The organism is Cupriavidus sp. 05N40 (genome assembly GCF_056397305.1).
Genome location: NZ_JBFTND010000088.1, coordinates 20,001 through 40,742 on the forward strand (window position 1 = coordinate 20,001; position 20,742 = coordinate 40,742).

Sequence of the window (20,742 nt, forward strand, 5' to 3'; positions counted from 1 at the left end):
GGGACCCTCCCCTCGAACTTCCGCGAAATGACTCGGGCCGCGATGCCCTGCCCGTCAGCCAGGCATCGCGGCGTCTGTGTGGCGAATGGCTTCAGGTCTGCACCCCGGTGCGCTGGTGCATGTCAGGCGCACTGAGCATCGCGGCGCAGCCCCTGGCGATGTTCGATGCCGCATTGGCCGGGTCGAAGCGCCGGATCACRGCAAGGCAACGCTCCGCCGTGACCTGGGTGTCCGCGAACGCCTTCACCGCCCGCGCCATGCCGGTCTGCAGCGCGGCGGCGTCGCGCACCGGCACCGCAAAGCCGGTCTCGCCCTCCAGCACCAGCTCGGGCACGCACCCGCAGATATCGCTGGCGACCGTCGGGCAGCCGTGGCTCAGTGCCTCGTTGACCACCAGCCCCCACGGCTCGCTATGGCTCGGCAGCACCATGCAGACCGCCCGGTAATACTCCTGCGACAGCCCCTCGTCCTGCAGGCTGCCGACCTGGCACACCGCATCCTCGATTCCCAGGCTGGCCGCCATCTGGCTCAAGGTGCCGGCCAGCGGGCCGGTGCCGACGATGCGCAGCGTGGCCGCGGGGATCTGCTTGCGCAGCCCGGCAAACGCGCTCAGCAAGGTATCGAGGCCCTTTTCCTCGGACAGGCGGCCCACGTAGAGAAACACCGGCTTGCCATCGGCCCGGTGGCGCAGGCGTTCGCGCACCACCTGCTCTGGCCGGTACGTGGCCGGCATCGCCGCGGCCTGGCATGGCGTGAAGATCAGCTCGGGCTTGGCGCCGAGCGACATCAGGTATTCACGGCTGCGCTCGCCGAAGCCGAAATAGCCGTGGCACAACGAGAAGAACAGCCGCTTGGGGATCGAGGTCAGCATGCGCCGGGGCCGGTCGCGCCCGGTGGAATCGCAGAACACCGCGCGCCGCTTGCCGGTGACGATGCAAGCCAGCAGCATGGCCCAGTACTCCGGCCGGTGATAGCCCGGCAGCACCACCAGCTCGCTCTTGGCCTTGAACACTTCCCAGGTCAGGCGCGCTGTCATCTTCCAGCGCGGCACGTCCTCGTAGCAGCCGGTGTACAGCTGGTGCATCGGGTATTTGTGGAAGGAGTAGTCCACATCGGAAAAGCCCACCCGGTAGTGCTCGGTCTCGGCGATCTGCACCATGGTGTACCGGATCGGGCTGGCCGCCGACTGGCTGTACAACGCCGAGAACACGGCGCCCTTGTGACGTGACCAGACGATGTTATGGAATATGGTGACTGAACCTGCCATGATTCGCTCCTGTATCTCGTCACTCGATGACGGCGCTTGCCTGTGCGTCGGCCTCGGCCGGCGCCCCCCCGGGCAAGGCACCATCCCTGCGACTCGCGTACTCCTGGTAGACGGATTCGATACCCTCGTCGAGGCTGATCGCGGGCTGCCAGCCGAGCCGCGCCAGCCTGGAAATGTCCAGCCGCTTGCTTGGCGTGCCGTCCGGCTTGGAGGTGTCGAACGACAGCGTGCCCGCGAACCCGGCGACACGGCAGATGCGCTCGGCCAGCTCGCGGATCGGCAGGTCCGTGCCGGTGCCGACGTTGAACACGCCTTCGGCCACGTCGTGCTCGAGCATGAACAGCGTGGCCGCGGCGAGGTCGTCCACGTGCAGGAACTCGCGCCGCGGCGTGCCGGTGCCCCAGATCTGCAAGGTCGATGCGCCCTCCCGCACCGCCGTGTAGGCCTTGCTGATCAGCGCGGGCAGCACGTGGCTGGTGGACAGGTCGTAGTTGTCGTTCGGGCCGTACAGGTTGGTCGGCATCAGGCTGAAATAGCGCGCGCCGTACTGGCGGTTGTATGCCTCGCACAGCTTCAGCCCGGCGATCTTGGCGATCGCGTAGGCCTCGTTGGTGCGCTCCAGCGGACCGGCCAGCAGGTACTCCTCGCGGATGGGCTGCTGGCATTCGCGCGGATAGATGCACGAGGAGCCGAAGAACACCAGCCTCCCCACGCCGGCCTGGTACGCGGCGTGGATCACATTGGTCTCGATGACCAGGTTCTCATAGAGAAAATTGACCGGGCGCAGGGCATTGGCAAGGATCCCGCCGACGCGCGCGGCGGCCAGCAGCACGACGTCGATGCCCTCGTCGGCGAAGAAGCGGTGCACGGCACCCTGGTCGGTCAGATCCAGTTYGGCGCGGTCACGCGTGACCAGGTTGCTGTATCCCTCGGCGCGCAGGCGCCGCAGCAGCGCCGAGCCCACCATGCCGTTGTGCCCGGCGATATAGATAACGGAGTCTTTTTCCATGGCTCTTGCTGTTGGAGTCGCTCGTGGAGTCGTTTGTGGATGACGGGGTGGCGTTACTCGTGATGCTCGAGCGCCTGGAAGCCGGCCAGTGTCACCAGCGCGTCGCGCCGGGCAATCTGGAAGTCGGCCCGCACCATTTCCTTGACCAGCTTGGCGAACGATGTCGTGGGCTTCCAGCCGAGCTTCTCATGGGCCTTGGACGGGTCTCCCAGCAGCGTCTCCACCTCTGTGGGGCGGAAATACTTCGGGTCCACGCGCAGGATCACCTTGCCCGGCGCGAGACGGGTTTCCTTGCCTTGCACCCGCTCCACCACGCCAACCTCGTCCACGCCCGTGCCTTCGAAGCGCACCGTCACCCCCAGCTCCGCCGCGGCGCACTGGACGAAATCGCGCACGCTGTACTGCTCGCCGGTGGCGATGACGAAATCCTCCGGATGCTCCTGCTGCAGCATCAGCCACTGCATCTCCACGTAGTCCCGCGCATGGCCCCAGTCGCGCAGCGCGGAGAGGTTGCCAAGGTAGAACTCGTCCTGCAGCCCCACCGCGATGCGCGAGATCGCGCGCGTGATCTTGCGCGTGACGAAGGTCTCGCCGCGCACCGGGCTCTCGTGGTTGAAGAGGATGCCGTTGCAGGCATACATGCCATAGGCCTCGCGGTAATTGACCGTGATCCAGTAGGCGTAGAGCTTGGCCACCGCGTACGGGCTGCGCGGATAGAACGGCGTGGTTTCCTTCTGCGGCACTTCCTGCACCAGCCCGTACAGCTCCGAGGTCGAGGCCTGGTAGAAGCGCGTCTTCTTCTCCAGCCCGAGGATGCGGATGGCTTCGAGCAGCCGCAGCGTGCCGAGCCCGTCGGCGTTGGCCGTGTACTCGGGCTCCTCGAAGGACACCGCCACGTGGCTCTGCGCCGCCAGGTTGTAGATCTCGTCGGGCAACACCTGCTGGATGACGCGCAGCATGCTGCTCGCGTCGGTCAGGTCGCCGTGATGCAGGAAGAAGTGCCGGTCGGGATCGTGCGGCTCGCGATAGAGATGATCGATGCGGTCCGTGTTGAACAGGGAGGTGCGCCGCTTGACGCCGTGCACCTCGTACCCCTTTTCCAGCAGCAGCTGCGCAAGATAAGAGCCATCCTGCCCGGTAATGCCTGTGATCAGAGCAACCTTGTGCGTCATCGTCATTCTCCCGCCGTGCGTTGGTGTTGGTGTTGGTATTGGTGATCTGCATCGCGGACCGGGCCGCGCCCGGTGGCGGGCGCGCTACTTCGCGCTGCCCTGGTAACCGTAGTAATCGGTGTAGCCCGTGCGCAGCTGCAAGGGCGGCTTGGGCACGTCGGTGAGCAGCACGCCCTGCAGCGTGACGCTGCCGTTGTTGAGCCGCCGCGCGGTCTCGGCCACTTCGTTGGCCGAATGGCGGCCATGCCGCACCACCAGCAGCGTGGTGCCGGCATGCCGGCCCAGCAGCGCCGCATCGGTCACCGCGAGCACCGGCGGCGTGTCGATGACGACCATGTCATAGCGCTGCTTGAAGTGGTCGAGCAGGGAGTCCAGGCGCTCGCTCATCAGGAGCTCGGCGGGATCGGCGGGCAGCGTGCCGCGCGGCAGCACATCCAGGCCGGGCAGCACGTCGTGCACCACCACGGAATCGATATCCGTGCCCATCAGCGCATCGGACAGGCCCGGCACCTGCGCCAGCCCGAAATGCGCGTGGACCTCGCCGCGGCGCATGTCGCCGTCGATCAGGAGCACGCGCTTGCGCCCCGATGCCACCAGCGCGGCCAGGTTGACCGACATGAACGACTTGCCGGCATCCTGGCTCGACCCGGTCAGCATCACCACGTTGTTGCTGGCGGTGGCCAGCGCACCCCGCAAGGCCGTGCGCAGGCTGCGCACGCCCTCCACGGCGATGTCGTCGGGCGCGCGCGCCGCCAGTACGCCCTGGCGGTTGCGGCCAGAGTGGATTTCACGCTGCAGCCGCAGCTGGGTGCGGCTGCGCGGGATCACCGCGCAAACCGGCACGCCCAGCATCCGCTCCAGCTCCTGCGGATGCTCCACCCCGCCATACAGCCCCTTGCGCAGGAAGGCCAGCAACGCGCCCAGCACCAGGCCGACGCCGCCGCTGATCAGGATCAGCACGACGCGCTGCGGGCGCACGGGGTCGTCCGCCGGCTCGGCGAAGTCCACCACGCGCACGTTGCCGACTTGCCCCGCCTTGACCACGCGCAACTGCTGGGCATTGTTGAGCAGGTTGGTGTACAGCTCCGTGTTGACGCGTACATCGCGCTCCAGGCGCAAAGCGGCCTGTTCGGTATCTGGCAGCACCGACACCTTGCGGCGCAGCGCGCCCTGCTGCGAGGTCAGCGTGGCGATCTGCGCGGTCAGCGCCTGCACGGCGGGGTTCTGGTCGGTGTAGAGCGTGCGCACCTCGGACAGCCGCGTCTGCAGCTTGTCCAGGCTGGCCTTGTTGTCCACGATCTGCTGCAGCAGCAGGCGGCTCTCTTCCCCGAGATTGACGGTGCCCTGGCGGTTGCGGAAGGCGTTGTAGCGCTCCTCGGCCTGATCGAGCTGCTTGCGCAGGGCCGGCAGCTGCTGGTCGAGGAAGGCCAGGGTGTGCTCGGCCTCGGCCGAGCGGCGCCCGATGTCCTGCTGCACGAACTGGCGCGCGATGGTGTTGATGATATCGGCGGTGAGCTTGCTGTCCGGGCCTTCGAGGCTCGCACGGATGATGCCCGACTGCAGCGTCAGTTCGCCGACCGAGAGCGCGCGCTGGATGCGCTCCACGGTGCCGACGGTGGATGAGCGCACCAGCACGAACTGCGAGCCCTTGCGCCCCACCAGCTGGTCGATGCGCACGCTCACCGGACCCAGCGGCGTGGTGCCGGTGGTCTCTTCGCCGACGCGGCCCTGCAGCACGGGGTTGCCATCGGGGTCGCGCAGGCTATAGCTGCGATCGCCCTCGACCACCAGCACGAATGGCTTGCCGTATGACTTCTGCGGCGTCTCGAACGAGGACATCGTGATCGACTCCGGGCCCCACGCGTAGTCGGACAGGCCCAGCAGCGTCGTCGGCGCCGCCAAGCTCCCGTTGAGCGATGCCAGCCAGCGCCCGATCACGGGAAAGTAGCGCGGCCCGGCGGCGATATCCAGGTGCAGCTTGCGTACGGCTTCTTCCACCACCAGCCGCGAGCGGATCAGCTCGGTCTCGGCCGCCGCGGAGGACTTGGAATCGAAGATCGAGGACAGCGTCTGCAGCGAATTGTTCTGGTTCTGGTTCTGGTTGCCCTTGCTGTCTTCCACCTGGATCATCGCGTCGGCACGGTAGACCGGGCTTTGCAGGAACGCGAAGCAGGTGCCCACCGCCAGCGCCAGCAGCGTGACGGCGGTGATCATGCGCCAGTTCTCAAGCAGCGTGACGAGGTAGTCGGAAAGGCGAAGCTCCGACCCGCCGGAGACATCTGTGTACTGGGTGTCGAACTTCGCAGCCATAGCTTTGACTCCCTGTGACCATTGCTTGTCCGCCTGCGGCGCAGCGCAGGCGTTCTTCAATATGCGTTGCGATGAATCAGCCCCTTGACCACGGTGGCCGCGATGATGCGCATGTCCAGCGCGAACGACCAGTTGCCCAGGTAGTACAGGTCGCAGGCAATGCGGCCTTCCATTTTTTCGATGCGGTCGGTCTCGCCGCGAAAGCCGTTGACCTGGGCCCAGCCGGTGATGCCGGGCTTCACGCGATAGCGGTGGATGTATCCGCTCACCAGCTTCTGGTACTGGTCGTCATGCTCGATGGCATGGGGGCGCGGGCCCACCACCGACATGTCCCCGCGCAACACGTTGAAGAACTGCGGCAGCTCGTCCAGGCTGGTACGGCGCAGGAAGGCCCCCACGCGCGTGACGCGCGGATCGTTGCGGGTGGCCTGCGTGACCACGCCCGCCGCCTCCGCATGCGCGCGCATCGAGCGGAACTTGTAGATGGTGAAGATGCGGCCATCGGCGCTCTTGCGCTTCTGCCTGAACAGCACCGGCCCGTGCGAGGACAGCTTGACGGCGATGGCGATGGCCACCAGCAGCGGCGACAAGCCGATCAGCGCGGCGGCGGCGAACAGGCGGTCGAACACATCCTTCTGCCGCAGCGCGCTGGGGGACAGCGGCGACGCCACCAGGTTGATGGCGGGCATGCCGATCAGCTCGACGGTGCCGCTGTCGAACAGGGCCAGGCTGCGCAGGTCCGGCATGAAGCGGACATTGACCAGCTCCTCGCGGAACTCCGCCACGAACTCCAGGATGGTGCGCTCTTCCGACAGCGGCAGCGCCAGCCAGACTTCGTGGATGTCCTGCGAGCGGATGTAGCGGTGGAAGGCCACCCGATCCTCGAAGGTGGGCACCTTCACGTTGAGGCTGCCCACGGAGGGCGCCACGTTGAACGCCGCGACCACGCGAAAACCCGAGGCCGGCGCCCCTGCGCTGCGCCGGATGACAGCGCTGCAGTGCGCGCCGCACCCCACCACGGCGACCTTGTGCAGGTTCATGCCGGCGCTGCGCACCTGGCCGAGCACGCTGTGCGTGAGCAGGCGCGAGAGGATGAGCAGCGCGCCAGTGGAAGCGGTCCAGTAGGCAAACCACAGCCGCGAGACGATGGAGGCGTGGTGCAGGGAGAACAGCACCATGATGCCGCACAGCTGCACCAGCAGCCACGCCAGCGCCAGGTGCCCCGCCAGCCCGATCTTGGAGCGGCCGCGCCAGGAATCGTAGATGCCGAAGGCGGGAAACAATGCCAGCGTGAAGGCCACCGACAGCGCGAGGAAGACATCGTAGAAGGTGCGCTGCGCCATCTCGTCGAAGCGGATGTGCGAGGCGATGGCCGCTCCCGCGAACACCAGCGCGACATCCAGCATGCGTGCCAGCAAGCCTTCGATCTTCAGCATGTTCCCCTCTCCCGGTGCCTTCCTGCCTTGCCCGAAACTACCCCCGCCCCGCGCCGTGCCGCCGTCTCAGTTGCATCTGTTGCCCGTGTTTCCGTGTTTCTTCCCGCCTGGCCCGCTTGTCCCTTTTCCCTCTTTTCCCTCTTTTCCCGCTCTTCCCTTCCTCGCTGTTCGCCCCGCACTGGCCGCTCGCACCGGCCTTGCGGCGCCCGCCGTCCGGGCGGGACCGTCAGGCGCAGCGCCCGTAGGTGTCGTCGACACGCACGATGTCGTCTTCGCCGAGATAGCCGCCCGACTGCACCTCGATGATTTCCAGCGGCAGCTTCCCGGGGTTCTCCAGGCGGTGAAGCACGCCCAGCGGAATGAAGGTGGACTGGTTCTCGCTGAGCAGGAACTTCTCATCTCCGCGCACCACCAGCGCGGTGCCGCTGACCACCACCCAGTGCTCCGCGCGGTGGTGATGCAACTGCAGCGACAAGCGCGCACCCGGCTGCACCACGATGCGCTTGACCTGGAAGCGGTCGCCGTGCTCGATCGAGTCGTAGAAGCCCCAGGGGCGCCGCACCTTGCGGTGGGCATCGGCCTCCGGCGCGTGCAGGATCTTCATGCGCGCAACCACGTCCTTGACGTCCTGCACGTGCGAGCGGTCCACCACGAGCACCGCATCGGCGGTCTCGACCACCACGATATTGCTGGTGCCCACGCAGGCCACCAGCCGGCCGTCGGAGTGCACATAGCTGGAGTGCGCCCCCTCGAACACCACGCGGCCGCGCGCGGCATTGCCGGACGTATCCTTGTCCATGGCGTCCCACACCGCGTCCCATGAGCCCAGATCGGACCACCCGGCCTCCAGGGGCACCACCACGCCATGGCAGGGCGCCTCGGCGCTGTCGAGCCGCTCCATCACGGCATAGTCGATCGAGTCCGACGGGCTCAGCAGGAACTGCCTGGCGCAGGGCCGGAAGAACTGGCCGTCCTGCTCGCCTTCCGCGGCGGCGGCGACGCACATCTCGTGGATGGCCGGATGCAGGACCTCGATGGCTTTCAGCCAGACCGTTGCGCGCACCACGAAGATGCCGCTGTTCCACCAGTAGTTGCCGCTGGCCACGTATTGCGTGGCCAGTTCCACCGCGGGCTTTTCGACGAAGCGCTCCATGCGGCGCACCCCGTCCTGCAACGGCTCGCCGAGCTTGATATAGCCGTAGCCGGTATCCGGGCGCGTGGGCGGCACGCCCAGCGTGACGATGGCGCCCTGCTCCGCGTGGACGGCGGCGAGCGCCAGCGTGCGATGGAATGCGCCGGTATCGGGGATGGCGTGATCCGCCGGCATCACCACCAGGATCGCGTCTTCGCCGCCGGCATAGGCCAGCGCCGCGGCCAGGGTCAGCGCGGGCGCGGTATTGCGCCGCACCGGCTCCACCACCAGCCGGCCTTCCATGCCGCTGGCCTGCAATTGCTCCGCGGTGACAAAACGGTGCTCGTCGCCGCAGACGATGATGGCGGTGGATTCCACCGGATGCCTGCCCGTGAAGCCTTGCATGCGGCGCACGGTGGCCTGCAGCAGCGAATCCGGGCCGACCAGGTCGATCAGCTGCTTGGGAAAGTGCTCCCGCGACAACGGCCACAGCCGGGTACCGGCGCCACCCGCCAGCACGACCGGGGTGATGCGCAAGCGCGCGGCAGTATCCGGCACCTGCGCTTGCGCCGACAAGTGCGCGGCATCGCCTTCCACGAGCGTATTCGACATATCCCGGTCCTCCTTCAAGTGGAGCCGTGCTCCCGTTGCGCCTGGCTGTGCGCCGCCGTGCGTGGCGGCCGCCAGCCGATGCAGCAGCGCGCACACGCAGCGATGGCGCCTGCGCTGTGCCCTGTGCTGCTGCCAGGTTCCCCGCATCTCATTGCTCCGCTTCCGCGGCACCGGACTTGCTGCGCTGGCGGTACTCGGTGGGCGAGATCGACATGCGCTTGCGGAAGATCTTTGCCAGCCTGTCGCCATTGCCCATGCCGCAGCGCCTTGCCACCTTGTCGACCGGCAACTCGGTCTCGGCGAGGAAGCTGCAGGCGGTGTCGAGCCGTGCGTGCAGGAGGTAGTCAGAAGGCGTCACGCCCATTTCGAGCTTGAAGCGTCGCAGGAAATTGCGTTCGCTCATGGTCGCCACCTGGGCCGCGTCGGACACGGAGATCTGCTGCTCGCAGTGCTCGTGGAGCCATCGTGCGGCGCTGCGGATCTTGTCGCCCACGCTGGTGGTGCCGGTGTCGGCAAGCCGTGGCATCAGGCGGGCGGTCCACGCCGGCATCACGCGGCTGCCCACCGCGCGCGCCACGTCCAGGCCCAGGTCGCGCTTGATCAGCGTCAGCGCGCTGCGCACCAGTTCGTACTGCTCGCCGGACTCGTCGGCGCTGTGCAGGCCATAGATCACGTTGCTGTGCTCGCCACCCTGCGACTTGAGGATGCCAGCCGCGGCCAGCACCGCGCGCCCTTCGGCGATCGGCCTGACGGTTGCCGTCCTGGGCGACACCACGCGCAACCAGCGCAGCAGCCGCTCGTCGGCGGCGGCGTTGCGCGCACCCGCGCCGCCGGCGATGAAGAGGACGTCGAAGCCGGAGAACTCACGCGGATCGAGCCCGTCCGTCCACACCCGCATGGCGGCGGAGCAGGCGACACTCCCGCCATCGACGGAAAGCAGCTGGACGTCGTAGGCAGACTCTTTTCCGGAAGCAGCGGCCGAGCATTCATTGGCGGTCTGGAACAGTTCCGCCACCAGCCCGGCCCCCAATAAGGAGAATCCGTCGAACAGGAGAATGCCAACGCGACGCACGGCGCACTTGGAACGGTTTATGGAAGTGCTAAGCGAGGAACTGAGCCAACTAACCGTCGCCGGTTCGAGTTGCGCATAGGGCATGATTCTCCCCCCAAAGAATTGATGAACCGTTTCCGCGAGAATATTTAATTGGTGTTGCGTTGCATCGTAGCCATCCCGAAACCCTAGGAATATGACGGTGTCGGAAAGTAGCGAGATGTTGGCGGAAGGCATCCGTCTATCAGAAAAATCCCTGAAAAATCGGATGCGCCTCCCACTACACCAGCAAGAATCTGGCCCGCATAACCGCTGTAATACGGCGCCGGATGAGGTTCTTGCACTGTAGGCACCATGTTGCTAAGCAGCAAATTTCGCAGAAAAAACAATGCGTGCCAGCGAACATAAGGTCCTATTAAAGTGCATGGACGGCAATAGTCATAACATTAACTTTTGCTTACAATTAATTTCGCACGGACGGAAATGCCATTTTGTAGTTTTTTACAAATAATAAAATTAAGAAAAAATAATTAATATGTCGCATCCGATCCCGATTGAGCCACATGCGCAGTTCGCGAGATTCTTCTATTGTTACGGCGCCTTTCATCCGGCGCGGCGGTGAAAATGGCGCATGCGCCGCGTGCGAGCGCCGGCGCGCGCAAGCGGCGGCGCGCACGGGTTCGCGCGGCGGCAGCGTGAGAATGGAACTCAGGAGAACGACGGACGAGGCACGGGCAGGCCCTCCGGCGCGGCCGGAACGACCTGCCCTGCGGGCAGCCCGCCGGGGCCGGTCAGGCGCCCCAGCGCATGCGCAGGACGTGCAATACCTCGGCCAGTGGGAAGCCGGACTCGGCGCCGCGCCACTGCGCCAGCGCGGTGACGCCTTCCACCCCGACCAGATGGCCGGCCCCTTCGTGGATCTGCGAGACGTGCTGGCGCAGCGCATCGATCTTGCGCTGCCATGTCGTGCTCACATCGATATAGAGGGTGCCGCCAGCCACGCTCACGATGCCGCCGCCACCCCAGCAAGTCGCCGGATACTCATAGGCGGCCACTAGGCCAGGCGCATGCTTGGCGCGGCTCGGGCGCGTAGCCGCGAGGCCGACTTCCCAGCAGTAGCGATGGTCCTGGTGCGAGGAGGCCAGCGGGATCAACACCTCGTCGGGTTCGAAGCGGTTCTGCAACATGTCGAGGCGGTGGATCATCTGCGCGCGCGGCACGGCGTCGAGCGCGCCATCGAAGCCGGTGGTCAGGATCTCGGTTGCCTGCACGCCCAGCACCTTCATCGACTCCAGGAACTCCCCGAGCCGCTCGCGCTCGCTCACTTCGCGCCCGAGGTTCAGCGAACGGCTGGTGCCGGCCGTCGCCAGGGCCACCAGGACTTCGCCGCCGGCGTCGACGACCCGCGCCAGGTACCCGCCGACGCCCAGTTCGGCGTCATCAGCATGCGGGCTCAATACAAGTACGCGCTTGCGTTCCATGTCTCCTCCTTTTTTCCCCTCGCCCTCTTGCCTGGTATCAAGGCGCCATCACGCTCACACTTCCGCCACGCCTCCATCACACCTGCGCCCCGCCTCTGCCACCTCTGCGTCACGCCGAACTCAGCAGCCTGCGCGCCAGGAGGCGGTACTGGCCGGCGGTATCGTTGAGCGTCAGCCCGTCGAGCGGGCGCGCCACGCGCGGCTGCGCCAGCGCGCGCGTCAGCGCCGCTCCATACGCGGCGGCATCGCCGGTATCGAGCAACTGCACGCCGGGGTAGTCCCGTGCGAAGGCAAAGGCGGGAATGGCGCTGGCGACCACCGGCACGCCCGTGGCCAGCGCCTCCAGGAATGCGATGCTGTGCGCCTCCGAGGCCGACGGCATGGCGAACACGCTCGCCGCCGCCAGCAGCTCCGGCACGTTGTTCTGCGGCCCGTTGACCCAGACCCTGTCGACCAGCCCCAGGCTGGACACCAGCGCGCAGACCTCGGCGTAGTAAGCCGGGTCCTCGATCACGCCATACATTTCCAGCCGCGCGCCGGGCACGCTCTGCAGCGCTTCGCGGAACGCAAGCACGGTCTGCAGCTGGTTCTTGATCGCCGCGTAGCGCCCAACCTGCACCACCAGCGGCGCGCGCGCGTCGCCGGGCGCCTCGCGCGTAGCCGCGGGGTGGATGAAGAAACGGCTGGTGTCCACGCCGTTGGGAATCACCGCCATCAGCGGATGCTCGCCCACCGCGCCGATGTAGTCGCGCAGGTTCCCTTGCGAGACGCCGATCACCGCGCGGGCGCGCGTGGAGAGCAGGCGTTCGACGCAGCGGAACAGCTTGCTCTCGAAATCGTTGGCGGCCGAGTGCATCACGTAGACCACCGGCACCCGCGACGGCAGCGCGCGCGCATAGAAAGCCGGAATGGTGGCGTGGGCAAAGATGATGTCGGGCTGGTATGCGCGCAGCGCGCCGCGCAGGTGCCACAGGCGCCCGGGCAGGCGGCGCGGCTGGTCGGGAAACATGCAGCGCACGCCGGCGGCGTCGAGCTGGGCGCGCAGCGGCAGGAAATCGTCCTGCTGCGGCATCAGCGCCGACACGCACACGGTATCGCCATAGGCTTGCTGGTGGATGGCCAGATCCTTGGCCAGCATCTCCGCGCCCGACAGGCGCGGCGTCAACACCAGATGGAGAATCCGCATCATGCCCTCCTCGTTGTCCGTAGCCGGCGTATCTGGTAGAGCATCCAGCCGGCCGCGCACGACAGGCCCAGCGTCATGGCCCAGGCAATGCCGATCGCGCCCCGGTAGTGCGTGGCGAAGGGCACCGTGGCGAGCAGCACGCCGATCTGGATCACCGAGGCCTGCGTGGCCGCCTTGGGCAGGCCCACCGCCCGCAGGTACGCCACCAGCACGGCGATCAGCGCGCCGATCGCCATATAGATGGTGAAGATGCGGAACAGCGGCACGGCGCCGAGCCACGCCGGCCCCAGGATCAGCATGAAGAGCGGCTCCGCCACCAGCCGCAGCACCACCACCACGCAGGCCAGCCCCAGGCCGCCGATCAGCACGAAGCGCCGCAGCAGCGTGGCGTCGGAGCCGTCCTGCTTGCGGAAGCGCGCGGCGAAGGTGGGGAACAGGTACTGCGACATGGCGATCCCGGCGTCGGCCAGCAGCATCTGCGCGAACTTGGACGACATCTGGTACACGCCGAGCTGGGCCGGCCCGAGCAGCTTGCCCACGATGACCTTGTCGAACTGGTTGAGCAGCAGGTTGACCACACTGCCCGCCCAGATCCAGCGGCTGAATCCCATGTAGTGGCCGATGCCCGACCAGCGCGGGCGCAGCGGCGGGCGGGGCTTCATGGTCAGCCAGGTCAGCGCGCTCTTGAGCGATTCGCCGGCCAGCAGGCCGATCAGGATGGCGCTGGCACCGGCGCCGGCCAGCGCGCAGGCCAGGCCGACCACGCAGTCGGTGGCGGCGGCGGCCACCTCGACCCCGGCGATCTGCTGGAAGCCGCGCTCGCGCGTGACCACGAAATAGGCCGGCGAGGCCAGCCCGCGCAGCAGCGGCAGCGCGGCGGCCATCAGCAGCGGCAGCAGGCCGCCCTCCAGGTGGAACTGCGTCTGCAGCACCGGCGCCAGCGCCGCCAGCAGCAACGCCACCAGCGCACCGCGGCAGGTCAGCACGGTCCACAGCGCGCCGAGCTGGTCGGTCGTGGGCGGCTGCTGGCCCTGCACCACGGCCTGTGGCAGGCCCGTGTCGCTGAGGGCCTCGGCAATGGCCACGGCCAGCAGCGCCACCGCGGCGATGCCGACGGCCGACGGCCCGAGGATGCGCCCCACCATGAGGAACTTCACGGCGACCAGCCCGCGCACCAGCACCTGCTGCGCCAGCACCCACGCAGCCGAACTCGCATCCAGGCTACCCGGTGGCAGGAATGCGACACCTTTCAGGGATCTGGCCATATTGCTCTGTTGTCCCGTGGCGACAGCGGTGGCGGCGACGACGCGCACAAAGATGGTCACGCGCCGCGCCGGTGGCTATTGCGAGCCATGCGACCCAATCTACCGTAGCCGTGCAGGCGGGAATCGCCATGGCATAGCGTTAATCCGTCACCAAGGCGATGACCATGTGGACAAGCGCGCCGGCGCGAGCTTGCGTCCCGGCCGCGCCGGCCCAGTCCTTTTCCGCCAGGCGTGGCCACATATTGGCGGCTGGCGCGGCAGGCACGGTGCTAATGTGAAAAGGACGAGTCTTTCGCAACCTGCAGCACGGCGGCCCGCGCCGGGCCTGGATACGCCATGCCCGACCCGACCGCACTGATCATCGAGCACGACTTTACCGGGCACCGCTGGCGCTATGTCGAATGGGCGATGCAGGCTTACCGCGAAGCCGGGTATCACTGCATGGTAGCGACCGATCCGTCAAACCGCGATCACCCTCTCGCACGGCGGCTGCTCGACAGCCCCCAGCCGCACACCACGCTCCTGTTCGTGCCGGCGCCGGCCGCGGCGGGCGACGGCCTGGGCCGCATCGCCTATGTGCGCTTCTGGCGCATGTTCCGCCACGCGTTCCGCATCGCCAGCGCCGAGCGCGCCGCCTCGCTGGTGGTCGTGCCCTATGCCGACTACTTCCTCTATATATTGCCGCTGCTGGGCTCGCCGTTCGGCGCCGTGCCCTGGGTCGGCATCACGATGCGCGCGAACTTCCATCACAGCAAGGTGGGCGTGAAGGCGCCCAGGCGGCCGCTGGTCAACGCGGTCAAGACCTGGCTGTTCCGGCGCGCGCTCGGCACCGGCGGCATGAAGACGCTCCTGTCGATCGACCCGACGCTGCCGCAATGGTGCGCGCGCGCCGGCGGGCGCACGCAGGATGTCGCCTCGATTGCCTGCGTCGCCTATCTTGCCGACCCGTGTCCGGATGCCCTCCCGGCCGATCCCGCCGCGGCCAGGGCGCGCTTCGGGCTGGGCGAAGGCGCGCACCTGCTGGTCTACGGTGCCATCACCGAGCGCAAGGGCATCTGCGAACTGGTGGCGGCGCTGGCGGGCCGCCCGCATGCGCCGGCCCTGGTGGTGGCGGGACAGCAGGATGCGCAGATGCGCGCATTCCTGAGCGAGGCCGCGCCTGCATTGCTGCCTCCGCCGCTCATCCTGGACCGCTTCATTACCGACGAGGAAGAAGCCGCCCTGTTTTGCGCCTGCGACGCGGTATGGCTCGGCTACAAGGGGCACTACGGCATGAGCGGAGTGCTGGTGCAGGCTTACCGCGCCGGCAAGCCTGTCATCGCCACGGCCGACGGGCTGATCGGCTGGTTCTGCCACGGCCGCGAACTCGGGCCGGTGCTGGAGGATCTCTCCGTCGCGGCCATCGGGCGCGCTCTCGACCAGCTCGCCTCGCCTGCGCGCGCAATGCAGCCGGCGGTACCTGCGCAAGGGCCACCGCGCGCCCACCTGCTGGCGCATAACACCCTGAGCGAATTCAAGCAGACGCTGCGCCGCGCGGCCATCTGAGGCCCGCGACCCGCGCGCCGTAGTGCGATGCCGCCAAAACGCCCCTTGCCAGAGGCCAATCCGGCCAAATAGCGGTGCGCCCGCGTTTTCACGTTCGATAATTTTCCCGACAGGAACGAAATGAATGAAATCGCCAGCGGAACGCGAAGCACGAAGGGCCGGACATGAAAACCGAAGCTTACGCAGATTACCTGGATCGGGCGGCCAAGCGCCGCGAAGCCGGCGCAGCGGATGTGCGCGACGGTAGCCGCCAGGCATACGCAGGCCGCGCCGGTGGCCGAGTCATCGATCTCGACCTCGCCGGCAAAGGCAACTATGTCCGCCGCCGCAGCCAGCTGGTCGAGGCGATCTGGTTCGTGATCGAGGCGCTCATCATCAACAACAAGCTGATGCCATTTTCCGGCCTGCGCGCCGGCCTGCTGCGGCTGTTCGGCGCGCGCATCGGAAGGCACTGCCGGCTGGTCCATCCGATTCGCGTCAAGTCGCCGTGGAACCTGGAGGTCGGCGACAGTTGCTGGTTCGGCGTGGACGTCTGGATCTACAACCAGGCGCCGATCCGCATCGGCTCGAACGTGTGCATCTCGCAAGGCAGCTTCCTCACGGCCGGCTCGCACGAAGTGGACGGCAGCATGGACCTGCAGGTCGCACCGATCGTGATCGAGGATGGCGTGTGGATCACCGCCAGGTGCGTGGTCCAGAAGGGCATCACGATCGGGCGCTCGGCGGTGGTCACGCCGCTGTCGGTGGTGCATTGCTCGCTGGAGCCCGAAGGCATCTACGGCGGCAATCCGTGCCGGTTTATCCGCAAGCGCTTCAGTACGCCAGGTGAACCTGGCACGCACGGCGAGCGGTAAGCCTGGCGCGTACAGCACGCCGGGCCAGGTGGCCAGCGGCCAGCCAGGCGCCGCCCGCACCCTGGCCGCGCCGGGGGCCGCCGGAACCAGCGCCGGGACCACCGCCGGGACCATTTCGGAAGCGCCCTTGGAGGAGAACAATATGGAAAACCCGGCCACCCACGGCAAGCACATAGGAAACCGCTCGATAGAGCTGGATTTCGTTCGCGGGCTGGCCATCATTGCCGTGATGGGGATGCACTTCCACACGGTCGCGACCRGCAGCCAGTGGATCGCGCTGCTCGAGTACCCGCTCAAGAACTTCGGCCGCGAGGGCGTCAACCTCTTCTTTACGCTGAGCGGCTTCCTCGTCGGCGGGCTGCTGCTGCGCCAGTATGCGCAGCGCGGGCAGGTGGATGCGCGGCGCTTCATCATCCGCCGCATCTTCAAGATCTGGCCGGCGTACTACGCACTGATCCTGTTCCACGTGCTCGCGGGCAGGCACCCGACCAGCTCCTTCCTGTACCAGAACCTGACGCACTTGCAGAACTATTTCGGCAGCTCCATCGCGCAGACCTGGAGCCTTGCCGTCGAGGAGCACTTCTACCTGTTCCTGCCCGCGGTGCTGCTGCTGGTGGCGCGCTGGAGCCTGCGCGCCGGCACCATCCTGTGGGTGACGGCGGCGCTGTGCGTGGTGGTGCTGGCGGCACGCTGCTTCGCGGTGGCCAGCGGCGACCTCGAGGGCGCTTCGGCCTACACGCAATACCGCATCGACAGCCTGCTGTACGGCGTGATGCTGGCCACGATCTACTGGATGAAGCCCGAGCTGTACCGCCGCATAGCGAGCCGGAAGCTGGTGCTGGTATCGGTCGTCGCGGCCACGGTGGTATGGCTGGTGGTGCTGCAGCGGAACCTGGTGCTGGAGGAAACCATCGGCTACACCATCCAGTCGATCGGCTTTGCCGCGCTGATCGTGCTCGTGCTCGAGTATTCCGGCACGCTGCGCAGCGCACGGCTGTACCGCGCGGTGGCGTGGATCGGCGTGTACTCCTACGGGATCTACCTGTGGCACTCGGTGGCGCTGGCGCCCGGCGAGATCTTTATCCGCAAGGCAACGGCGTTCGGCGTACCGGCGATCCCGCTATGGGGCCTGGCGCTGGTGGTGCAGTTCGCAGTCGCCATCCTGGTCGGCTATGCCGCCACGCGGGCCATCGAATTTCCGTTCTTGCGCATCCGGGACGCACTTTTCCCGGCCAACCGGCGCGGCCAGCCGGCGCTGCAACCCGGCGAACAGCACGCCGCCTAGCGCACCGGATACCGTCGCACGGAGAAACAGGGTGAACCACAGTGGCTAGGTATGCTCAGGCCATCAAGGATCTCGCGGTAGCGCGGATGCTGCCTCCCGAGAATGCCAGCGTCGAGCAGGTCGCGACCGAGATGCATATCTCGTTGGCAGCACTCGGGCGGTGGCGCGCCGATGCCATGGCCATGCCGTCGGCCGACCCGGCTGCGGCCGGCGAAGCCCGGCTCGAAGCCGTGCTGGCCACCGGCGCCATGGGCGAGCTGCAGAAGTCCGCCTGGTGCCGCGAAAACTCGGTCGACCCGCTCGAGCTGGAATACTGGCGCCGCAGCGCCGCCGCGGCGCTGTCGGACAGCCGCGGCATGGGCGCCGTGCGGCGCCTGCACGAGCAGGACCAGCGCAGGATCCGCGAGCTGGAGCGCGAGCTGCGCCGCAAGGAACAGGCGCTGGCCGAAGCCGCCACGCTGCTGGTGCTGACCAAGAACGTCACCGCGCTGTTCGAAGCCCGGGACAAATAGCCAGTAAATAGCCAACAAATAGCCAGCCGGCATCTCGCATGGCTGCGCATTGCGCGCCGCACAGGCATGCGCAGCCGTTCGGCGCGCAGCCCGCTTCCATCCGTTCCTCGGTTCCTCTCTTCCCTCCGCGCCGCTCACCCTGGCGGTGCCATCGCAGCCGCCGTGCGGCGCAGGTGGCAGACTTGCCGCGGCGACGCAACCACGCCGGGCGCTTGCCGATGGCGCCGCGCCGGGCTCGCCCGCCCTATTGCGCGATATATCCCTCCGGCGTGGTCACGCCGGCCTGCGCCACCGTGGCGTTCGCCGAGATGACGTAGATCGGCGCCTCCGTCAGCGTGAGCGTGAGCACGCCATTGGCGTAGGGCACCGTCGATACGTTGCCCATCATGTCCAGCACCGCCACGCTGCCGCTGGTGCCGGGCGCATCCACCTGCAGCGTGTAAGGCACGCTATAGGTCGCGCTGAAGCCGGTGGAGGCGCTCCAGTTCGCATTGTTGTGCGTCCACAGCGCGGTCACTACGCTATTGCTGCCCAGGCGCTGGAATGCATAGCCGTAGACGCCGGCAGGCAAGGCCTTGAGCGGACCCAGCGTATTGGTGCCGTCGATCAGCCGGGTCATCACCGCCACCGCCAGCGCCGCGGGCTTGGGGCTGATGCTCGACGTGCCGAAGCTGCCGCTCGCGCTGGCCAGGTCGAAGAAGATGCCGTAGCCAGGCTCGATCGGTGCGTCGGCGGCGTAGAACACGAAGCTCACGTCCGCGCCTTCGCCCAGCATGATCAGGTGCGTGCGCGCCGTCACCGCACCGTGCGCGAAGAGGATGTTCTGCGTCGGGTAGTCGGGGCCGTAGGTCGAGCCGATGTCATAGCTGATGCCGGTCTCGGTGACGAACAGCTTGGCGCCGCGCTTGAGGCGCGTGGCCATCACGTGACGCAGTTCGCGCATGGAGGCCGGCAAGGCATTCGCGGCGTCGTCGGCGCTGGCGGCACCCACCAGCCGCTCTGGCGGATGCGACGGCGAAGTGCCCGCATCGTAGTAGCCATGCGCGGTCACGCCATCGAGGTACTGTGCGATGCCGAGCGGCACCAGGCGCTCGATCCAGACGGAGTTCTGCCGCAGGAAGGCGTTGGTGGTGCCCATCACCACGGCGCTGGGATCGCCCGCATGGATGCCCTGCCAGGTGGCGCGGTACATCGCCACGAAGTTTGCGTCGGTGTCTTTCCACGGCAGGCCGCCGTCATAGTCCGGCTCCCAGGTCACCTGGTAGTAGTTGGCCGACTGCGCCGGGAAATAGCGCGTGCGCACCGTGTTCGATTCCTGTCCCACGCGCGTCATGTAGTCCTGGTAGGCCGGCAGGGATTTCGGCGCATAGGCGTGGTGGGTGGTATCGGCGACGGGGCTGGCCCAGTCGGGAATGCCGTCGAGCTGGATCAGCCGCATCAGGTCGCCCGGCTTGAAATAGGACGCGAGCTGGTCGGTGGCCGGGTTGAAGGTATTGGGACCGTTGGGCTCCATCTTGTACCAGTTGCGGTTGTCGTTGGCCCAGGACAAACCCAGCGCGGGATAGAGCGGGCGATAGCCGTCGCCGTCGCAGCACGTCTGCCCCGGCGCGAGGTAGGACGTGCCCTGTCCGCCGAAGCGGTGCAGGTCCTGGCGCGCGTAGCTTGCCGCCGGCAGCACCGCGGAGATATCGGGCAGCACGCCGAACGTGGCGATGCCGTTGGGACGGGTGCCGCGCGAACGCACGCCGCCGCCGGCCGACGCCAGGCTCACCGATACGGCGAAGTAGCCGGCAATGGTCGACTTGCAGTCCAGCGTCGATACGCGCGGGCCGGCGATCACGGGGAACTGGCCGCTGGCGCGGGAGCGGCCCCAGGTGTCGGCGATGGTCCAGTTCACGACATCGGCGGCGGCGGACCGCGTCGTGACGCTGAGCTGGAAGGTACTGCCTGCGGGGAACAACCGCGTGCCGTCGCTGCCCGGCGTATCGGCCTCGAGGGTATCGCCGTCCGGCGCGGCATCGGTGCTGGCGGCGGGCGCGGCGCAATTGAGGATGCCGCTGTCGGTCACGCCCGCCGCGGCGGCGGGCGGCGCGCTGCCGTTGGCCTGGGGCTTGGCCTTGTCGGCGCTGCGGTCGCCTCCGCACGCCGTGAAGGCGAACAGGAGCAGGCAGGCGGCAAACGGGAACGGGACATGTCTGGCCATGGCGCGCTGGCGGCGGCACGGCTGGGGCCCGGCAAGCAGGCGGGGAAGAAGCGGCACACTAGCCTCCCTAACGACAAATCACCGGTGCGTAGTACGGTGAGTAGTGCCAGATGATCTGCTCGAAAGGGGCATGGCGTCCATAGGCAACCGTGCACAAGCCGAGTAGTGCAACCCCGGCGATCACGCCATTGCCGAGCCGCCGGGGCGCGGCGGCGCATGCGCGCAGCACCCAGCCTCCGATCGTGCCGCCCAGCAGCCATCCCGCGATCACTTCGGTCGGGGTATGCGCGGCGAGCATCACGCGGCTCAGGCAGATCAGCGCCGCGAGCAACAGCCCCAGCATGAAGCCGCCGTCGCGCCATGCCGGCCTGATGCTGCGCAGGAGCAAGGCGAGGAACACCGACCACACCGCCGCCGACAAC

The 20,742-nt window shown here is 67.5% G+C and carries 15 protein-coding genes and 1 pseudogene; 4 read left to right on the forward strand and 12 right to left on the reverse strand.

Annotation, left to right across the window (positions count from 1 at the left end; genetic code table 11):
• Positions 1–91 precede the first annotated feature (91 nt).
• The 10 genes from AC1DO7_RS20940 to AC1DO7_RS20985 all read right to left on the reverse strand — a co-directional run bounded on the left by AC1DO7_RS20940 (position 92) and on the right by AC1DO7_RS20985 (position 13,921).
• Positions 92–1,267: a glycosyltransferase family 4 protein gene (locus tag AC1DO7_RS20940; RefSeq protein ID WP_441614558.1), complete on the reverse strand. Its 1,176-nt coding sequence runs from the start codon at positions 1,265–1,267 to the stop codon at positions 92–94.
• Between the two features lie 19 nt (positions 1,268–1,286).
• Complete coding sequence (locus AC1DO7_RS20945; RefSeq protein WP_477116524.1) at positions 1,287–2,276, reverse strand: GDP-L-fucose synthase family protein; 990 nt, start codon at positions 2,274–2,276, stop codon at positions 1,287–1,289.
• 53 nt (positions 2,277–2,329) lie between these two features.
• Positions 2,330–3,448 (reverse strand): GDP-mannose 4,6-dehydratase, encoded by a 1,119-nt coding sequence (gmd, locus tag AC1DO7_RS20950; RefSeq protein ID WP_441614562.1) that lies wholly within the window; start codon positions 3,446–3,448, stop codon positions 2,330–2,332.
• Positions 3,449–3,532: 84 nt separating this feature from the next.
• Positions 3,533–5,758: a polysaccharide biosynthesis tyrosine autokinase gene (locus AC1DO7_RS20955; RefSeq protein ID WP_441614564.1), complete on the reverse strand. Its 2,226-nt coding sequence runs from the start codon at positions 5,756–5,758 to the stop codon at positions 3,533–3,535.
• Between the two features lie 56 nt (positions 5,759–5,814).
• Positions 5,815–7,194 carry an undecaprenyl-phosphate glucose phosphotransferase gene (locus AC1DO7_RS20960; RefSeq protein ID WP_441614566.1) on the reverse strand — a complete coding sequence of 460 codons (1,380 nt, stop codon included), beginning with the start codon at positions 7,192–7,194 and terminating at the stop codon, positions 5,815–5,817.
• A gap of 226 nt (positions 7,195–7,420) precedes the next feature.
• Complete coding sequence (locus tag AC1DO7_RS20965) at positions 7,421–8,938, reverse strand: mannose-1-phosphate guanylyltransferase/mannose-6-phosphate isomerase (RefSeq protein ID WP_441614568.1); 1,518 nt, start codon at positions 8,936–8,938, stop codon at positions 7,421–7,423.
• Positions 8,939–9,086: 148 nt separating this feature from the next.
• A complete protein-coding gene (locus AC1DO7_RS20970) occupies positions 9,087–10,094 on the reverse strand; it encodes a GlxA family transcriptional regulator (RefSeq protein WP_441614570.1) in 1,008 nt (335 codons plus the stop codon).
• Positions 10,095–10,780: 686 nt separating this feature from the next.
• Positions 10,781–11,470: a PIG-L deacetylase family protein gene (locus tag AC1DO7_RS20975; protein ID WP_441614572.1), complete on the reverse strand. Its 690-nt coding sequence runs from the start codon at positions 11,468–11,470 to the stop codon at positions 10,781–10,783.
• Positions 11,471–11,579: 109 nt separating this feature from the next.
• A complete protein-coding gene (locus AC1DO7_RS20980) occupies positions 11,580–12,656 on the reverse strand; it encodes a glycosyltransferase family 4 protein (protein WP_441614749.1) in 1,077 nt (358 codons plus the stop codon).
• Positions 12,656–13,921 carry an oligosaccharide flippase family protein gene (locus AC1DO7_RS20985; protein ID WP_441614751.1) on the reverse strand — a complete coding sequence of 422 codons (1,266 nt, stop codon included), beginning with the start codon at positions 13,919–13,921 and terminating at the stop codon, positions 12,656–12,658. The genes AC1DO7_RS20980 and AC1DO7_RS20985 overlap by 1 nt, the downstream gene beginning before the upstream one ends.
• A 336-nt stretch (positions 13,922–14,257) precedes the next feature.
• Between AC1DO7_RS20985 and AC1DO7_RS20990 the strand changes: the two genes are divergently transcribed.
• The 4 genes and pseudogenes from AC1DO7_RS20990 to AC1DO7_RS21005 all read left to right on the forward strand — a co-directional run.
• Positions 14,258–15,466, forward strand: coding sequence for a glycosyltransferase family protein (locus AC1DO7_RS20990; protein WP_441614574.1), 1,209 nt, complete (start codon positions 14,258–14,260; stop codon positions 15,464–15,466).
• Between the two features lie 164 nt (positions 15,467–15,630).
• On the forward strand, positions 15,631–16,320 hold the full coding sequence (locus tag AC1DO7_RS20995; RefSeq protein WP_441614576.1) for a DapH/DapD/GlmU-related protein: 690 nt from the start codon (positions 15,631–15,633) through the stop codon (positions 16,318–16,320).
• 142 nt (positions 16,321–16,462) lie between these two features.
• Positions 16,463–17,605 carry an acyltransferase family protein gene (locus AC1DO7_RS21000; RefSeq protein WP_477116525.1) on the forward strand — a complete coding sequence of 381 codons (1,143 nt, stop codon included), beginning with the start codon at positions 16,463–16,465 and terminating at the stop codon, positions 17,603–17,605.
• A 41-nt stretch (positions 17,606–17,646) separates the two neighbouring features.
• Positions 17,647–18,081, forward strand: a pseudogene (locus AC1DO7_RS21005) (IS3-like element ISAzo10 family transposase); the annotation flags it as partial.
• 280 nt (positions 18,082–18,361) lie between these two features.
• On the opposite strand, the gene AC1DO7_RS21010 reads toward AC1DO7_RS21005, so the two are convergent.
• Both AC1DO7_RS21010 and AC1DO7_RS21015 read right to left on the reverse strand, forming a co-directional pair.
• On the reverse strand, positions 18,362–20,320 hold the full coding sequence (locus tag AC1DO7_RS21010; protein ID WP_441614580.1) for a hypothetical protein: 1,959 nt from the start codon (positions 20,318–20,320) through the stop codon (positions 18,362–18,364).
• 67 nt (positions 20,321–20,387) lie between these two features.
• On the reverse strand, positions 20,388–20,742 hold a 355-nt coding region (locus tag AC1DO7_RS21015; protein WP_477116526.1), incomplete at its 5' end, for a phosphatase PAP2 family protein.

Bases quoted from the DNA above. Each gene is read 5' to 3' on its own strand.
- gmd (WP_441614562.1), bottom strand. From the start codon at position 3,448: ATGACGCACAAGGTTGCTCTGATCACAGGCATTACCGGGCAGGATGGC.
- AC1DO7_RS20955 (WP_441614564.1), bottom strand. From the start codon at position 5,758: ATGGCTGCGAAGTTCGACACCCAGTACACAGATGTCTCCGGCGGGTCG.
- AC1DO7_RS20960 (WP_441614566.1), bottom strand. From the start codon at position 7,194: ATGCTGAAGATCGAAGGCTTGCTGGCACGCATGCTGGATGTCGCGCTG.
- AC1DO7_RS20965 (WP_441614568.1), bottom strand. From the start codon at position 8,938: ATGTCGAATACGCTCGTGGAAGGCGATGCCGCGCACTTGTCGGCGCAA.
- AC1DO7_RS20970 (WP_441614570.1), bottom strand. From the start codon at position 10,094: ATGCCCTATGCGCAACTCGAACCGGCGACGGTTAGTTGGCTCAGTTCC.
- AC1DO7_RS20975 (WP_441614572.1), bottom strand. From the start codon at position 11,470: ATGGAACGCAAGCGCGTACTTGTATTGAGCCCGCATGCTGATGACGCC.
- AC1DO7_RS20980 (WP_441614749.1), bottom strand. From the start codon at position 12,656: ATGCGGATTCTCCATCTGGTGTTGACGCCGCGCCTGTCGGGCGCGGAG.
- AC1DO7_RS20985 (WP_441614751.1), bottom strand. From the start codon at position 13,921: ATGGCCAGATCCCTGAAAGGTGTCGCATTCCTGCCACCGGGTAGCCTG.
- AC1DO7_RS20990 (WP_441614574.1), top strand. From the start codon at position 14,258: ATGCCCGACCCGACCGCACTGATCATCGAGCACGACTTTACCGGGCAC.
- AC1DO7_RS20995 (WP_441614576.1), top strand. From the start codon at position 15,631: ATGAAAACCGAAGCTTACGCAGATTACCTGGATCGGGCGGCCAAGCGC.
- AC1DO7_RS21010 (WP_441614580.1), bottom strand. From the start codon at position 20,320: ATGGCCAGACATGTCCCGTTCCCGTTTGCCGCCTGCCTGCTCCTGTTC.